We start from the raw sequence: 16,357 nt of genomic DNA on the forward strand, positions 1-16,357 counted from the left end.
AATAAGGGGGACATTATGAAACAGTTTAACATTGCACTTATACCAGGAGATGGAATAGGCCCCGAGGTGGTAGCAGAAGGGGTAAAGATATTAAAGGCCATTGAAAAAAATGATGAAACCGTAACATTTTCATTTACAGAGTTTCCTTGGGGATGTGAATATTATTTAGAGTATGGAAAGATGATGGATGATAATGCGTTGGAGATGTTGAAAGACTATGACGCTATTTATTTAGGAGCGGTAGGTTATCCGAGTGTACCGGATCATATCTCTTTACGTGATCTATTAATTAAAATTCGCAAAGGCTTTGATCAATATGTAAATTTACGGCCTGTTACTCTACTAAATCAAGAACTTACACCGCTAAAAGCGAAGACGGAAAAGGACATTGATATGCTCGTTATACGAGAAAACAGTGAAGGAGAATATTCTGGGGCTGGTGAATGGCTGTATAAAAATAAGCCGGAAGAAGTAGTCCTGCAAACAGGTGTCTTTTCCAGAAAAGGGACAGAGAGAATTATTCGCTATGCCTACGAAGAAGCACGAAAAACCAATCGAACGTTAACGAGCATTAGTAAAGGAAATGCCTTAAACTATTCGATGGTGTTCTGGGACCAAATCTTTGAGGAAATTGGAAAAGAATACCCGGATGTGAAAACGTATTCTTATTTAGTAGATGCCGCAAGTTTATACTTTGTAGCTCAGCCGGAGCGCTTTGAAGTGGTTGTTACTTCGAATTTATTTGGTGATATTGTAACAGACATTGGTGCAGCCATAACAGGTGGATTAGGTTTAGCGACAGGTGCCAATATAAATCCGGAAAAAAACTATCCTTCGATGTTCGAGCCTGTTCATGGTTCAGCACCGGATATTGCAGGAAAAGGAATTGCCAATCCTATTGCAGCTATATGGTCTGTCAGTCAAATGCTGGATTTCTTCGGTTTAGAAGAATGGGGAGGAGCAGTATTATCTGCAATAAAGGAAATCATTAAAGAAAATAGTCATTTAACACCTGATTTAGGTGGAAAGGCATCTACTGATGAATTGGGCAGCCGTTTAGTGGATATATTGCTGAAGGAGAGAAGTTGATAGTTTGCTCGTTATGATCATTTCAAATAAAAGGAGGCTGCGACATTACTACACACACACATTTTTAAAGCCGAATGATTTCATGATGAGGAAGATTATAAAAAGCTCTTTTGTACGAACTAGCGCAGTGTATTTCCGGAGCGGTAGACTAATACCATATGAAGATAGTTCGCAGTTTTATGTATTTAGTGATAAAACAATCTTTAAGAAAACAAAACCAGCCTTATAGAAAAATCCGAAATAATTCAAATTCTAACTGAGGAAACTTGAATCATCGTTCGGATTTTTCTTTAACTACAACACTTTTGTCTCAGCCCATTTCTGTATTCCACGTTAAGGAAGAATAAAATTTCAGCTGGAAAATAGGGTCGACGCGGCCGAAAATTAACACCCCAAGTATAAGAGAAACTGACACATTCGCTAAAAACAAAACGAATGCGAGTTTTTCTAAAATACCTTTAGCCGTTTTGGACAATTTTTCCACGAAGCTCTCCATTTGGATATTTTAAAGATTTAACATTAACAAAGACTTTTCCTGCCCTTAAATCGTTAATTAAGGAAGAAAGTGGTTTTCCTGTCAGCGGACCAATTAAATCTTTTGCAGTAATGAATCCTTCTATTATACCGTTATCATAGCTGGAGTTTCGATTTCCGGATTCGTATAATAAGGCAACATCTGGTCCGGTAATATTTCTTCTTCCAAGATGGATATTTACTTGTTCAATGGAAGTAAGATTATTGACATTTAGCCGATAACGAATGTTGTCTTTCTTTTCATCTACATAAAATAATGCCACACCATCAGCATTTGTGTGAACTGGTGGAACCTCTTTTGATCCAGTTAACTCAGCCATATAGAAATGTTCATAGTACATGTTTAGCCTCCTTTTCCACCATTTACTACATCATATTATCAGGAAAAAAGCCTGCCTGTACGATTATCCTTAATGCTTAAAATGGATAAAAAATGGCTATTTGTACCAGTTCAAAAAGGAGGTGAATTACAGGTTTAAACTAGAGGTTCTTCAAGCAAGTGTTGTTTTCAACTTTAATTATTTCCATTTGATTGATCTATTTCATACTTATTTATCTTGTTATACAAGGTTACTCGTGATATCCCCAGTTTCTTCGCCGTTGCAGATTTATTACCGTTCATCTGCTTTAATGTTTCTTCAATCAATTGTTTTTCCATGGATTCTTTTTCCTTAGGTAAAGAATGAACAGTAGCTGTACCGGACTTTATTGTGCCAGCATGACGGTGCTGAAAATAATGATGGATATCGTCTTTATTGATAATTGGTTTTTCCGATAATATGACAATACGCTGAACCAAATTACGCAATTCACGAATATTACCGGGCCAATCATATTCAATCATAACTTGAAGTGCATCCTGTTCCAGTTTTGGTACAGAAGTTTGATATTGAGCTGCAAATTGATGGAGAAACACGTTGGATAGTTCTGCGATATCGTCCATCCGTTCTCTCAGTGGAGGCATATGGATTTGAATGACGTTTAATCGGTAATATAGATCAGATCGAAATTGTTTTTCGTGCATCAGCTGTTCTAAGTTCTGATTAGTTGCGGCGATAAATCGTACATTGACCTTCTTTCCTTTTGAATCACCTATCCGATAAATTTCATCCTCTTGTAAAACACGCAATAATTTTACTTGCATTTCCAATGGGAGTTCACCAACTTCATCTAAAAATAATGTACCACCATCTGCCATTTCAATTTTTCCGGCTTTCCCTTTTTTCTCCGCTCCAGTAAATGCACCGCCTTCGTATCCGAATAGTTCGCTTTCAAATAATGCGCTGGGAATTGCTCCACAGTTGACCGGTATGAAGGGACCGTCTTTTCTATTACTAGCTTCATGGATAGCACGTGCGCATATTTCCTTACCTGTCCCGCTCTCTCCAAGAATTAATGCTGTAGCATCTGTGCGGGCCGCTTTTCTGGCAATTTGAATTGTTTGTCTTAGTGCTTTACTATTTCCTTTTAATTTGGAAAAAGGGGACTCTTCCTTTGCTGTGTAAACCTGCTGTCTTAACTCATTCAGCTCGGCAGATGTATTGACAAGGTTATCATTTAATTTGACAATTTGCGTAATATCCCTTTCAACCGAGACGGCACCAATTAGTTCGCCCTGCATATCAAAAACCGGTGAAGCATTAATGACGACATGCTTATCATGTCGTGGGCGATGATAGGTGTTTTTTACTGGTACTTTTGTCTTTAGTACCTTTAACACCATTAGATCTTCATCATGAAAAAATTCAGTAATTTTCGTATGGAGTATTTCAGGCTTTTTAATGTTGTAGGTTTGGACGGCTGCATCATTCCAAAATAAGACTTCCTCATTTCGGTTAATTACGGTAATGGCATCATCTTCTGCTGCTAAAATTGCCTCCAAATAAAAATTGTCCAATACACATTCTCCTCCGTAAACCATGGTAAATAGCTGTAAATAAATTGTACATTACATTTACAACTGTGTAAATAAACTTTACATAACAATTAGGATAATTTTGTTTTATAAAAATATTCAAACTGTTGTGCCTTGTGGCAATTTAGCATTTATTCCATATTTCTTAATTTTAAAATATTTGGCATGCTTTTTGCTTATAGAATAATGAAGAGTTATTGGAAAGGTTTAAAAAATTCTATGATACTTCTTCGCTCATAACAAAATTTCAAGGAGGTTTTTATATTGGTTTTACCTTTTAAACATGAGCCATTTACTGATTTTACGGATGAGAAAAATCGTAGAGAATTTGAAGCTGCTTTGAAAAAAGTGGAAGGTGAGTTAGGAAAAGATTATCCGATAGTCATTAACGGTAAAAAAATTTACACAGATGATAAATTAATTTCCATAAACCCGGGAAATAGCGAACAAGTAATTGGCAGCGTTTCCAAAGCTGCAATCGAACACGTAGACCAAGCTTTTGAATCAGCATTGGAGGCTTTTAAAACATGGAGAAAGATACCTGCTGAAGCAAGGGCAGATATACTGTTTAGAGCAGCTGCAATCGTTCGACGCCGTAAGCATGAATTCTCTGCGTGGCTAGTATATGATGCAGGTAAACCGTGGGGGCAGGCGGACGGTGATACGGCAGAGGGAATAGATTTCCTCGAATATTATGGAAGGCAAATGCTGGAGATCGCTAAAGGAAAACCGCTAAATGACCGTGAAAATGAACATAATTCCTATTATTATCAGCCAATGGGTCCTGGTGTAACGATTCCGCCTTGGAACTTTGCATTTGCAATTGTGTGTGGAACTGCTGTAGCTCCAATTGTAGCGGGAAATCCAGTCTTGTTAAAACCATCTGAAAATACACCAGTTATTGCTTACAAATTGGTGGAAGTATTAGAAGAAGCTGGACTTCCTAAAGGGGTATTAAACTTTGTACCTGGTGACCCTGCTGAAATCGGTAACTATTTAGTAGATCACAAAGAAACGCGTTTTATTAACTTTACTGGTTCTCGTCAAACAGGTACGCGGGTTATTGAACGTGCTTCCATAGTCCGAGAAGGTCAGCGGCATTTAAAACGTGTCGTTGCTGAAATGGGTGGGAAAGACACAATAATTGTGGACAATGATGCAGATTTAGACTTAGCAGCAGATGCCATTGTTAACTCTGCTTTTGGTTTTTCTGGACAAAAATGTTCTGCTTGTTCAAGAGCTGTTATCCATAAAGATGTTTACGATGAAGTACTCGAAAAGGCAGTAGCACTTACTAAGGAAATAACTGTTGGAAACCCTGCAGAAGGCAATGTTTATATGGGTGCTGTCGTAAATAAGAAACAATTTGAAAAAATTAAAGACTATATCGAAATTGGTAAAAAAGAGGGAGAACTTGTATACGGCGGAGAAACGGATGATTCCAAAGGATACTTTGTCCAACCAACAATTTTCAAAGACGTTGCCCCAGATGCAAGAATTATGCAGGAGGAAATTTTTGGACCAGTTGTTGCATTTACAAAGGCGGAGAATTTCGATGAGCTATTGGAAATTGCCAATAACACGGAATATGGCTTAACAGGTGCGGTTATTTCCAATAATCGTGAGCATCTGGAGCAAGCACGTTATGATTTTCATGTTGGAAACCTTTACTTCAACCGTGGATGTACGGCGGCTATTGTGGGATATCAGCCGTTTGGAGGCTTCAAAATGTCTGGTACAGATTCAAAAGCTGGGGGACCAGATTACTTGCAGCATTTCCTGGAAGCCAAAGTGGTTTCAGAAACGTATTAAATTTTCCTTACAGTTTGCGGCGGTCTAATTACTGCCGCAAAAAATCAGTAGACTGTCGTTACTTTTTGCGGAATAATTTTATTTCGCAGTTGATATAAATTCATAACTAAGTAGTATCCTGTAATTTACCGCTCCGGAAATATACTACGCGCACCTTAGGGCGGCTGGTGAGCCTCCTCGTGCCGTCGCGTCTTTAGGGGTCTCACCGATGCCACTTTTCCCGCAGAAGTCTCCGTGTATTTCCTCCGCTGGTATAGTGCTTTGAAACTTTAAAGAATTAGTGATTGTTAATCGGCCATTATACGGATTGACTGTAGCGTTGGGCAGTCGACTCCTGCGGGAAAACGGGAGCTTGAAGACCCCGCAGCGGCGGTTTTCCGTGAGGAGGCTGAAGCGTTGCCTTAAGGCGCGCGATTGCCCGGAGCAAAAATCAACAGTGCAGACACTTACGTCAGATTTTATATTATTTCCATAGCAATTAACTTTGCGAAAGGGCCTATCTATAAAAATTTTAACCTACACAATATAAAAATATCAAAAGGGGGATGTGGGGGATGGTAAATTTAACAAGAAATTTTTTTATCGGTTTATCCAATAATAAATTTTTTAATGAAAATGCGAAGCGCTGGGGCTTTCGTTTGGGTGCTGACAAATTTGTTGCTGGAACAAATTTTGATACTGTTATCGATACAATTAAAGACTTAAATCAGCGTGGAATTAGCTGTACGGTTGATAATTTAGGAGAATTCGTATCCGAAAAGGAAGAAGCATCAGAAGCAAAAAATCGGATTCTTGTGATTTTAGATAAAATCCATTCAGAAAATTTAGATTGTCATTTATCTGTTAAATTAACACAGCTTGGGCTCGATATCGAGGAAGCGTTTTGTGTGAATAACATAAGGGAAATCCTGAAAAGAGCCAATCAATATAACTTATTTGTCAATATTGATATGGAAGACTATTCGCATTATGTGCAGACACTGGAAGTTTTACAGCAAGTACGAGATAATTATAAAAATGTTGGTACGGTTGTCCAATCGTATTTATACCGTACAGAAGAAGATTTAGAAGATTTGAAGGATCTGCGTCTCCGACTTGTAAAAGGAGCTTATCAAGAAAGCAAAGATGTCGCTTATCAGAAGAAAGAAGAAATCGATAGAGAATATATCCGACTTGCTAAAAAACGATTATTGGGAGATGCTTTTACCTCGATTGCTACACACGATCATCATATTATCAACGAGTTAAAACAATTCATTAATGAAAACAATATCAGTAAAGACAAATTTGAATTTCAAATGCTATATGGATTCCGAACAGAAATGCAATATGAATTGGCCGAAGAGGGATATAATTTCTGTACGTATATTCCCTTTGGAAATGATTGGTTCGGTTATTTCATGCGTCGGCTGGCAGAACGGCCACAAAATCTGAACTTAGTAATGAAGGATGCCTTTTATACGAAAGACAATCAACTGAAAAAAGAACCAATTATTACTGGTGCAGTTGCTGTATCACTAATGATGATGTGGAAAAGGAAACGAAAAAGTAAAAATGAAAAAGTGAGCTAAATGGTGGGGGATAGGATAAATGCTCCCTATCTCCAGGTATTTCATCATAAAGTAATACATGATATCATTAAATAACAGAAATTTTTTATTTTTGATAAATTTATGGAATAATAGATTGTTTGAATAGAATATCTACTAATATGGAAATATTTCCAATAACATGAATACGCTTCATGTTTTCATAAATAAATATCAATTAAAAGGGGAGATAAGATGACAGAAAATGGGTATCAGCTATTGGCCATTCTTATTTATTTGGTAGGTATGATTTTGATTGGGTGGTATGCATACCGCCGTACTAGTGATTTAAGTGATTATATGTTAGGGGGGCGTAAGCTTGGTCCAGCCGTTTCAGCGCTTAGTGCTGGCGCCAGTGATATGTCACAATGGCTGCTCATGGGACTGCCTGGTGCGATCTATGTAGCAGGTCTTGTTGAAGGATGGATTGCAATCGGTTTAACTGTTGGGGCATGGTTAAACTGGTATTTCGTTGCACCGCGATTGCGGGTATATACTCAAGTTTCGAATAACTCTATTACAATTCCAAGTTTTTTTGATAACCGTTTTAAGGAAAACACGAAAATTTTACGCATTGTCTCAGGTATTATTATTCTAGTATACTTTACATTTTATGTATCATCTGGAATGGTAGCAGGTGGGGTATTCTTCCAAAGCTCGTTTGGTTATGATTACCATACAGGTCTGCTTATCGTAGCTGCAGTTGTTATTGCTTACACCTTATTAGGTGGGTTCCTTGCTGTAAGTTACACAGACTTTGTTCAAGGGTCTATTATGTTCTTAGCACTGCTTATTGTTCCAATACTAGGGCTATTTTTAACAGGTGGAATCGATGAGACGGTGGCATCTATTCGCGCCGTTGATATAAATCTGTTAAGTTTCTTTGCAACCGCTACAGCTACTGGGGTTATTTCTTCACTAGCATGGGGTCTTGGTTATTTTGGTCAGCCGCATATTATTGTACGGTTTATGGCTATTAAAGATGTAAATGAAACGAAATCAGCAAGAAGAATTGGTATCAGCTGGATGATTTTAACATTAGTTGGTGCTGCTGCAACTGCATTAATTGGGGTTGCATATTTTCAGCAAAATCCGCATGTATCGTTAACTGACCCCGAAGCGATTTTTATTGAGATGGGGCAAATTATTTTCCATCCATTTATTGCTGGGATTATGTTAGCAGCTGTACTTGCTGCAATTATGAGTACGGTATCATCGCAATTACTGGTTACATCTTCGGCATTGGTCGAGGATATTTATAAATCTGTCTTTAATGCAGATGCATCTGAGAAACGATATGTCAACCTAGGACGTATTTCGGTACTTGTTGTTGCGGTAGTCGCGGGAATCTTTGCTTGGCAGCAAAATGACACGATACTAGGTCTTGTTTCATTTGCTTGGGCAGGATTTGGTGCTGCTTTTGGGCCTCTTATTCTCTTGTCACTTTACTGGAGAAAGATTACTGGTACAGGTGCCCTATGGGGAATGATTGTTGGGGCAGTAACCGTATTTATATGGGGAAATACGCCTCTATCAGGCTATCTATATGAAATTGTACCAGGATTTATTTTAAACTTAATTGTCGCGTATGTGGTGAGTATATTGACCTATAAACCTAATCAACAAATCGATGATGAATTTGATAAGACATTGGAATTACTGGAAGAGCATAAATAGTTTTATAGAAAATGGGATGCGGTCAATGCATCCCATTTTTTATGGCAGAAATGGATTCCAAATGAGTATGAGTATATCGGTATATATAAAAAAGATGAAAGAAATTTATATTTTATAAAATCTGATAAAATCCGTTTATGAAGAGTCTGCTGTATTGGTTGATGCTACAATGATAATAACGTTTGTCGGAAAATTTTAACTTTGTGGATATTTGTACAAAACTGCAACAATTGATGCTTGGTACATTTGACTAATATTTTGTTCATGTTATTATGAGAAACGTTGTAAAAAAAAATCTAAAGGGGAGATAAAGTGACAGACAACACGTATCAACTTTTAGCAATACTCATTTATTTAGTAGGAATGATATCAATTGGGTGGTTTGCATATCGCAAAACAAGTAATTTAAATGATTACATGCTTGGTGGTCGTGGACTAGGACCAGCAGTTTCAGCACTTAGTGCAGGAGCCAGTGATATGTCACAATGGTTACTCATGGGTCTGCCTGGCGCGATTTATGTATCTGGATTAGTCGAAGGATGGTTAGCGCTTGGTCTGACGATAGGTGCATGGTTAAACTGGTATTTCGTTGCGCCACGTTTGCGGGTGTATACACAAGTATCGAATAATTCCATTACGATCCCAAGTTTCTTTGATAATCGTTTCAAAGACAATTCAAAAGTTTTACGAATTGTATCGGGAATTATTATTTTAGTTTACTTTACGTTTTACGTATCATCTGGAATGGTAGCAGGTGGCGTGTTTTTTGAAAGTTCATTTGGCTATAATTATCACACTGGACTGCTTATTGTAGCAGCTGTGGTTATTGCATATACGTTAATAGGTGGATTTTTGGCAGTAAGTTATACTGATTTTGTTCAAGGATTGATTATGTTCTTGGCACTCATTATTATCCCAATTTTCGGCATATATTTGACAGGTGGATTGGAGCAAACCGTTGAATCCATTCGTAGCGTTGACCCAAATATGCTTAGTTTCTTTGCAACAGCCTCTACAGCAGGTATTATTTCTTCACTGGCATGGGGACTAGGATATTTCGGTCAACCGCATATTATTGTTCGATTCATGGCAATTAAATCCGTTAAAGAAACAACATCAGCTAGAAGGATTGGGATTAGTTGGATGATTTTAGCATTACTTGGTGCTTCTGCAACCGCATTGATTGGAGTAGCATATTTTCAGCAAAATGCCGGAGCGTCATTAACAGATCCCGAGGCAATCTTTATTGAAATGGGGCAAATCATATTCCATCCATTTATTGCAGGGATTATGCTGGCGGCGGTACTTGCTGCAATCATGAGCACGATTTCCTCCCAGTTAATTGTTACTTCGTCTGCATTGGTTGAAGATATTTATAAAGCTGTATTTAAATCAGACGCATCAGAAAAAACGTATGTTAATTTAGGTCGTATTGCTGTTTTATTTGTTTCAGTAATTGCCTTATTCTTTGCCTGGCAAAAAAATGATACCATCTTAAGTCTCGTATCTTTCGCATGGGCAGGGTTTGGTGCTGCATTTGGCCCTATCATTCTCTTGTCATTGTATTGGAAAAAGATTACCGGTACAGGGGCACTCTGCGGAATGATTACTGGTGCAGTTACTGTATTTATTTGGGGGAACACGGAACTTTCCGGAGTTCTTTACGAAATCGTACCAGGATTCCTGTTGAGTTTAATTGTAACCTATATTGTCAGTTTAATAACGTATAATAGAAACGAAGAAGTAGAGCAGGAATTTGATAAGACGATCAAACTTTTAAAAGAGAACAAATAGATTCATAGTTTGAAGAAAAAAGGTGCAGAGATTGCACCTTTTTTTTATATTAGGAATGCAGTGCGACATAAAGGGTTGCAGTTTATCGTGTGATTAACTGGCTGTAAGACTATACTTCATATTAAGAATGGAAGCGTCAGTATGTCTGCTAATGTTCGACAGTAACTACTCCTTTTGGTATGTTAAATGATGAATAAATCCGCTAAGTAGGAGGAAATGAATGTACACTCATACAGAAATACAAACGTTTCAACAGAAATATCCTATATTAATAGAAATGATGGAACTGTCACCGGTCTTTTGGATGAATCCAGAAATTCGTAAAGTTGCAAATACAGTTTTCGCATTAACTGATAAAGATGTAAAAGACGCGGAGCAACTTTGGCAGCGATTTGCCCCTTTTATCCAAAAGGAATTTCCGGAGACAAGAAAAGGAAATGGTTGGATAGAATCACCATTGAAAGAAATTCCTGCAATGAAAATGTTATTGGAATCCGAGTACACTTCTGATTTGAAAGGAAACCTTTACTTAAAATGTGATCAAGAATTAGCTGTAGCTGGTTCGGTTAAAGCAAGAGGGGGCTTTTATGAAGTCTTGTATTATGCTGAAAATCTGGCAATAGATGCGGGTGTCGTCCAAAAGGGAGAAAACTACGAGATTTTTTCCACTCCGAGATTAAAGGAGTTTTTTAGTCAATTTTCAATAGGGGTCGGTTCAACCGGAAACTTAGGGTTAAGCATTGGAATAATGAGCGCCAAACTAGGTTTTCAAGTATCTGTGTATATGTCAAAGGATGCTAAACAATGGAAGAAAGAGCTTCTACGCAGTAAGGGTTCAGATGTAGTGGAATGTGAAGGGGATTTTAGTGAAGCTGTTTCAAGAGGAAGAAAGAAGACAAATGCTGACCCTAAAGGTTATTTTGTGGATGATGAAAACTCCAAGCATTTATTTTTAGGTTATAGTACTGCTGCTTTACGTTTGAAAAAACAACTTGATGAAAAAGGGGTAAAGGTAAACAGTGACCATCCATTATTTGTGTATCTCCCGTGTGGGGTAGGCGGTGCACCGGGCGGGATTACGTTCGGATTGAAACAGGTGTTTGGTGATGATGTCCATTGTTTCTTTGTGGAACCGGTCCATTCACCAAGTGTATTGATTGGACTACTAACTGGATTAAAAAACAAGGTAAGTGTACAAGATTTTGGATTAGATAATAAAACAGAAGCAGACGGTTTAGCCGTTGGCAGGCCTTCGAAGTTTGCCAGCAGTTTTAGTGAGCAGTTAGTGAGCGGAATATATACAATAGAAGATAATTTGTTATTTCAATTACTAAGAATGTTATCGGATAGCGAAGGAATTTATGTGGAGCCTTCTGCTACTGCAGGACTTATTGGACCAATAGAGTTAATGAAATCTCACTATTTACAGGAACGTAATCTGGCTTCAGAAGATATTACTCACATTGTCTGGGCAACCGGAGGCGGCCTGGTACCGGACGACGAAATGAAGGAATTACTGAAAAGATAAATAGGCGACCGTATCATTGTTAAAATATCGTTCGCCGCCCATTCGACAAAATTCGGGAAGTGACAGGCACCGTTACTTTTTACAGACGGCAATACCAAGGGGATAATGATTTTCTCTGGCATACTCGGCAGGTTCAATGAGGACTCCATTTTGATAATAGAACTCTGTAAAAGAATATGCAGTAAATAAATCTTTAAATTCCTTTACAGTCAGCTGATGTACATGGAATTCCTGACCTGACGGGATTCCCCTTCCTTTTCCGAATGGGGTGGATAAAATTAGGATCCCATTTGGTTTTAAGAGTCGATAGATATTTGAAAGAAATTTTTCTTCTTCCGCTATATGTTCAATCGTTTCAAAACTTAGGATAACATCAAATTGACCCAATTTTTCCGGTAAGGATTGATCGGTTACATCCCCTTCCAGGTAAGTTGCAAGGGGGTGATGATATTTATGTTTTGCGTACTTTATGGCATCTTCATTGTAATCAATACCAATTAATTCAGTTATAAATTTTTTGCGTTGTTTAGCGATAATCTGGCTGCCATAGCCGGAGCCGCATGCGAAATCGAGGACTCTTCCGTGTGCATAATTTGCAGCAAAATGGTATCTTGCAATATGCTCAAGAAGCAGACCATTTGTGATTTTCATTTTTTCAGGAATAACTCTTTCTCCAGTATCCTCTAACATTCTCTTCACCGCTTTATGTAAAATTCTTTTTTTACACATTGGGATAATACAAAATTTCAGCTGAGAAGTGAATTCACTGAAGCCAAAATTTTGAAAGTCCCAAATATAAGAAAAACGAACACATTCGCTAAAATATGAGCGAATATGCTAATTATATCATAAGCTGTAAAGAGGTGCCTGTCACTTCCCGGTTTTTGTCGAAATTTGTTGGCGATATGGGGTATGTACCTTCATTCAAGTATAACGCCCTAACTTAATAAAATTGCTTAGTAAGAGAAGATTAATGATTAATTCGTTGGTACAGCTACAACGGCAGTCCCATATGCGACGATTTCACTCATGTTTTGTCCTACATCGCCAGAGTCAAATCGCATCATAACAATAGCGTTTGCATCCAATGCCTCTGCGTTTTCAATCAATCGTTCCATTGCCTGTTTTCGAGCATCCTCCAGCATGCTTGTATACTGCTTTATTTCTCCTCCGAATAAGCCTTTAATTCCCGCAGTAATATCCTTACCAATCCCACGTGCACGAACTGTTAATCCGAAAACAGTCCCTTTCACCTCGATAATAGTATGATTTACTATATTTTCAGTCGTTACGACAATCATAATAAATACTCCTTTTTAGGCATAATTATTATTTAATATACTTCGACATAACCAATTTCATTCCTTTTCAAATTAAGACAGGATACAACCCTATATATGAAGAAAATTCAGTCGCCCAGTCTAATTACCGAGATGGTCTTATTGTTTATGCATGAAATGTAATCATTTTCCTGTTCGCATGATTCGACAAAATCTAGGATGTGACATCTTAGATGGATAAGAATTCTTTCGCTTTTTCTTTTGGAGCTTTGGTTATCAGGCTTACGCTAATGTAAAGAAGTGTGGAAATTAGAATTCCCCATAGTCCTGATGCTAATCCCAATGGTTTAGTTTGTGTAAATTCAATAATGATCACAACTATGCCACTGACGACTACACTGGAGATTACTCCTGCTGCCGTTCCGCGTTTCCAAAAAAACGCTCCGATGATTGATGGTACAGATACCAGCAATCCTGCTGAAGAAGATACAGATAATACAGCAATTAAGTTTACTTCCATTTGTGCGAATAAAAAGGCTAAAACAGCAATAACTGGGATCACAAATTTTCCAACCCGCAGTTGCGTATAATCACTCGCTTCTTTCTTGAAATTGCCATATACATCCCGAGCAAAAAGAGACGAGAGGGTAAGCAAAATAGAATCAATCGTGGAAATGGCAGCTGCCATGATTCCAACCATTACTATTACACCTAAAATAGGTGGTACTAAATCAGATTGCAGCACAAATGGTGTTGCTAAATCAGCATTTTCTAAATCAGGAAACATTATTAATGCAGAATATCCCCACACGACTGCAACGATAGTGTAGACAAAGCCAAATACTAAAAATCCCATCAGCATATTTCTTAAACTCTTTAAGGAGGATGGCATGTACAATCTTTGGCTGACCTGTGGATTGGATAAACTAAAGAAAAACCAAGGAATGGTTAAACCTAAAAAGTTTAAAAAGCTGAAAAAACCATTTCCAGGAACCGTTAAGTATTCCGGATAATCGGTTTCAAGCGTTCCGAAAAATCCTCCAAATCCGCCCAGCCCTTTTATTAATACCAATACTACAATGGTGGATGTCACAATCATGAATAAAGCCTGTAAAGAATCTGTCCATGCAACGGAGCGAATTCCAGCGATATATGAAAAAATAAGTGCAAGGACGGTCGCTAATATCAACCCGGTAGTAAATGGAATTGCGTTATTTGTTACTCCCTGCAATAAATATCCAACCCCTGACAATTGAACAGCGCTATACGGAATTAAGAAAACACAGCTGGATATGGCGATAACAGCAGCTACTATTTTATTGTCGTAGCGATCACCCAACATTTCTGACGGAGTAACATAGCCAAATTTCTTTCCAACTTTCCAATATCTTGGTCCAAAAAACGCAACAAGGGTCACCCCCATCAGATAAATCAATTCGAATCCAAGTGCACCAACCCCACCATTATATGTAAGTCCGGCAAGTCCCACTAACATAAAGGCGCTATAAGTTGTAGCACTGTAGCTAAGCGCAGATACAAAGCCATTCATTTTACGGTCACCAAGAAAATAACTATCCATATTATTCTGCTTACCTTTTCTTGATAGTAACGCAATAACCAGTGCAATAACAATATAGACAGAAATTGCACTCCATACCAATGTAGTACTCATTATTCTTTACCCCAATCCTTTGTTAAAAAATAATTAATGATAATGATGGTAAATGCTAAAACCACCCATAATAAAAAGCTCCCGTACCATTTTGCGACATTTGTAAGAAGCGTGTAAGGGAGGATATAAGCAATAAAAATAATAAATAGAATACATAGCGCCCATTTAAATTCGTTTATTTTCAAAAAATTCACCTCCAGAACATTGGGCAATATATAGTTGTTATAAAATGAGCATTTCACCTTAATATTATACAAAATAAAAACAATCATACGATGCGTAATTTGGTGAATGAATTCACAATCGATACAGGAAAATATCTCTTTTTTCCCAGGCTCATTTCGCAAAAATAGGTTGTTATGGAATTTATGTAAACTTCATAACTAATTTTAAATGATGATGGAGCTTAATCTACCGCTAAGGAAATACACTGCGCTTTCCGTGTGCGGCCGGTGAGCCTCCTAGTGCTACCCCGTCTTTAGAGGTCTCACCGATGCCTCATTTCCTACAGGACAAGGAAGACTTCGCCAGGGTTACATCGCACGCAGAAAAAGTGCTTTTCTTTTTCAAGGAAGTGGTTTTCTTCCGAGGAGGCTGAAGTGTTGCCCTAAGGTGCGCTTAATGCCCGTAGCGGAAAACAACGTAGCACTATACTAGTTCGCAGTTTATACCAAATCCGAAATAAAACTTGCCCCCGCAAACACAACAATCTTTTAGAAATAAAGCTTGTACTAAAATATTATAAAGTTCATCATAGCAAATTTTTCTAAATTTTACTACATTAACAATGGATTATTATTTCCCGAATTGATTACTGTGAAAAAGATGGGAAAGGAGGGATGGGGAATTTATAAAAAGAAGTGATGGGAAGAACAAAAGATAGAGGTTAATCTTCTATCTCTTCCCATTGTTTTTTTATTTGACTTAATGCCAACTGTATAATATGTTCATAATCCGTATCACGACTAGTAATTACATTCGTTTGATAACTTTGACCTTCATAATCTACCATTACATTTACTTGAATCATCCGCAACTCCCTTTCAATAAAAAGATTTTTCCCAATTTTTAAAAACTATACCATAACACATAAATTGTGTCAATTGTGTGAATATAAAATCATTGTGTAAGGTTTTGATGTATTAGTCTATGCTTGAAACTCGCATATATGTAATCAAAAAGCCTAATTGCTTCGTTTGAAATTGGATTTATGCGGATTAAATGAGGGTGTGAAACCTTTTTCATTATTACAGAGGAGGTATTTAAGCAATGAAAACTAAACATCCTTGTGAGAATCCGTATTGTAATTTTATAAGAATAACTAATTTGGGCATTTCAATTCAGTAATTTCCCGGAAAATAAGCAATACTGTACTGCATAAGAAGTTTGGAACAGAGAAGTGTGAATAAGAGAAGAATTACTTCATTTGATGGTGTATCGTTTGGGTTATGTTATGGGAAAAGAAAT

The 16,357-nt window shown here is 37.5% G+C and carries 13 protein-coding genes; 6 read left to right on the forward strand and 7 right to left on the reverse strand.

All coding sequences use genetic code 11. The features are described from left to right. Nucleotides 1-15 precede the first annotated feature (15 nt). Nucleotides 16-1,089: a tartrate dehydrogenase gene (locus tag GMJ66_RS16980; RefSeq protein WP_156291509.1), complete on the forward strand. Its 1,074-nt coding sequence runs from the start codon at nt 16-18 to the stop codon at nt 1,087-1,089. Between the two features lie 458 nt (nt 1,090-1,547). On the opposite strand, the gene GMJ66_RS16985 is transcribed toward GMJ66_RS16980, so the two are convergent. Further along, nucleotides 1,548-1,964, reverse strand: a complete 417-nt coding sequence (locus GMJ66_RS16985; protein ID WP_156291510.1) for a CHRD domain-containing protein — start codon at nt 1,962-1,964, stop codon at nt 1,548-1,550. Nucleotides 1,965-2,137: 173 nt separating this feature from the next. Continuing rightward, nucleotides 2,138-3,520 (reverse strand): sigma-54 interaction domain-containing protein, encoded by a 1,383-nt coding sequence (locus tag GMJ66_RS16990; protein ID WP_407939243.1) that lies wholly within the window; start codon nt 3,518-3,520, stop codon nt 2,138-2,140. Between the two features lie 282 nt (nt 3,521-3,802). On the opposite strand from GMJ66_RS16990, the gene pruA reads away from it, so the two are divergent. The 5 genes from pruA (at nt 3,803) to GMJ66_RS17015 (ending at nt 11,938) form a co-directional block, all read left to right on the forward strand. After that, entirely contained in the window at nt 3,803-5,350 is a 1,548-nt protein-coding gene (pruA, locus tag GMJ66_RS16995) for an L-glutamate gamma-semialdehyde dehydrogenase (RefSeq protein WP_156291512.1), read from the forward strand. Between the two features lie 554 nt (nt 5,351-5,904). Further along, nucleotides 5,905-6,921 (forward strand): proline dehydrogenase family protein, encoded by a 1,017-nt coding sequence (locus tag GMJ66_RS17000; RefSeq protein WP_156291513.1) that lies wholly within the window; start codon nt 5,905-5,907, stop codon nt 6,919-6,921. Between the two features lie 213 nt (nt 6,922-7,134). Beyond that, complete coding sequence (gene putP, locus GMJ66_RS17005; RefSeq protein WP_156291514.1) at nt 7,135-8,616, forward strand: sodium/proline symporter PutP; 1,482 nt, start codon at nt 7,135-7,137, stop codon at nt 8,614-8,616. Nucleotides 8,617-8,928: 312 nt separating this feature from the next. Continuing rightward, nucleotides 8,929-10,410: a sodium/proline symporter PutP gene (putP, locus tag GMJ66_RS17010; RefSeq protein ID WP_156291515.1), complete on the forward strand. Its 1,482-nt coding sequence runs from the start codon at nt 8,929-8,931 to the stop codon at nt 10,408-10,410. A 220-nt stretch (nt 10,411-10,630) separates the two neighbouring features. Then, nucleotides 10,631-11,938 (forward strand): D-serine ammonia-lyase, encoded by a 1,308-nt coding sequence (locus tag GMJ66_RS17015; RefSeq protein ID WP_156291516.1) that lies wholly within the window; start codon nt 10,631-10,633, stop codon nt 11,936-11,938. A 72-nt stretch (nt 11,939-12,010) separates the two neighbouring features. Here the strand turns inward: GMJ66_RS17015 and GMJ66_RS17020 are convergent, their stop codons facing one another. From GMJ66_RS17020 to GMJ66_RS17040, 5 genes are all read right to left on the reverse strand, one after another. Beyond that, a complete protein-coding gene (locus GMJ66_RS17020; protein WP_156291517.1) occupies nt 12,011-12,628 on the reverse strand; it encodes a class I SAM-dependent methyltransferase in 618 nt (205 codons plus the stop codon). 287 nt (nt 12,629-12,915) lie between these two features. Continuing rightward, nucleotides 12,916-13,239: a YbjQ family protein gene (locus GMJ66_RS17025; protein WP_156291518.1), complete on the reverse strand. Its 324-nt coding sequence runs from the start codon at nt 13,237-13,239 to the stop codon at nt 12,916-12,918. Between the two features lie 208 nt (nt 13,240-13,447). Beyond that, nucleotides 13,448-14,890 (reverse strand): sodium:solute symporter family protein, encoded by a 1,443-nt coding sequence (locus GMJ66_RS17030; protein ID WP_156291519.1) that lies wholly within the window; start codon nt 14,888-14,890, stop codon nt 13,448-13,450. Continuing rightward, nucleotides 14,890-15,084: a hypothetical protein gene (locus GMJ66_RS17035; RefSeq protein WP_331279697.1), complete on the reverse strand. Its 195-nt coding sequence runs from the start codon at nt 15,082-15,084 to the stop codon at nt 14,890-14,892. The genes GMJ66_RS17030 and GMJ66_RS17035 overlap by 1 nt, the downstream gene beginning before the upstream one ends. Before the next feature lie 692 nt (nt 15,085-15,776). Continuing rightward, nucleotides 15,777-15,920 carry a BA3454 family stress response protein gene (locus GMJ66_RS17040; RefSeq protein WP_156291521.1) on the reverse strand — a complete coding sequence of 48 codons (144 nt, stop codon included), beginning with the start codon at nt 15,918-15,920 and terminating at the stop codon, nt 15,777-15,779. Nucleotides 15,921-16,357: the final 437 nt, after the last annotated feature.

This window comes from Oceanobacillus salinisoli (assembly GCF_009733865.1).
Lineage (GTDB): Bacteria > Bacillota > Bacilli > Bacillales > Amphibacillaceae > Oceanobacillus > Oceanobacillus salinisoli.

Coding starts and splice junctions, on each gene's coding strand:
- GMJ66_RS16980 (WP_156291509.1), top strand. CDS start 16: ATGAAACAGTTTAACATTGCACTTATACCAGGAGATGGAATAGGCCCC.
- GMJ66_RS16985 (WP_156291510.1), bottom strand. CDS start 1,964: ATGTACTATGAACATTTCTATATGGCTGAGTTAACTGGATCAAAAGAG.
- GMJ66_RS17000 (WP_156291513.1), top strand. CDS start 5,905: ATGGTAAATTTAACAAGAAATTTTTTTATCGGTTTATCCAATAATAAA.
- putP (WP_156291514.1), top strand. CDS start 7,135: ATGACAGAAAATGGGTATCAGCTATTGGCCATTCTTATTTATTTGGTA.
- GMJ66_RS17015 (WP_156291516.1), top strand. CDS start 10,631: ATGTACACTCATACAGAAATACAAACGTTTCAACAGAAATATCCTATA.
- GMJ66_RS17020 (WP_156291517.1), bottom strand. CDS start 12,628: ATGTTAGAGGATACTGGAGAAAGAGTTATTCCTGAAAAAATGAAAATC.
- GMJ66_RS17025 (WP_156291518.1), bottom strand. CDS start 13,239: ATGATTGTCGTAACGACTGAAAATATAGTAAATCATACTATTATCGAG.
- GMJ66_RS17030 (WP_156291519.1), bottom strand. CDS start 14,890: ATGAGTACTACATTGGTATGGAGTGCAATTTCTGTCTATATTGTTATT.
- GMJ66_RS17040 (WP_156291521.1), bottom strand. CDS start 15,920: ATGATTCAAGTAAATGTAATGGTAGATTATGAAGGTCAAAGTTATCAA.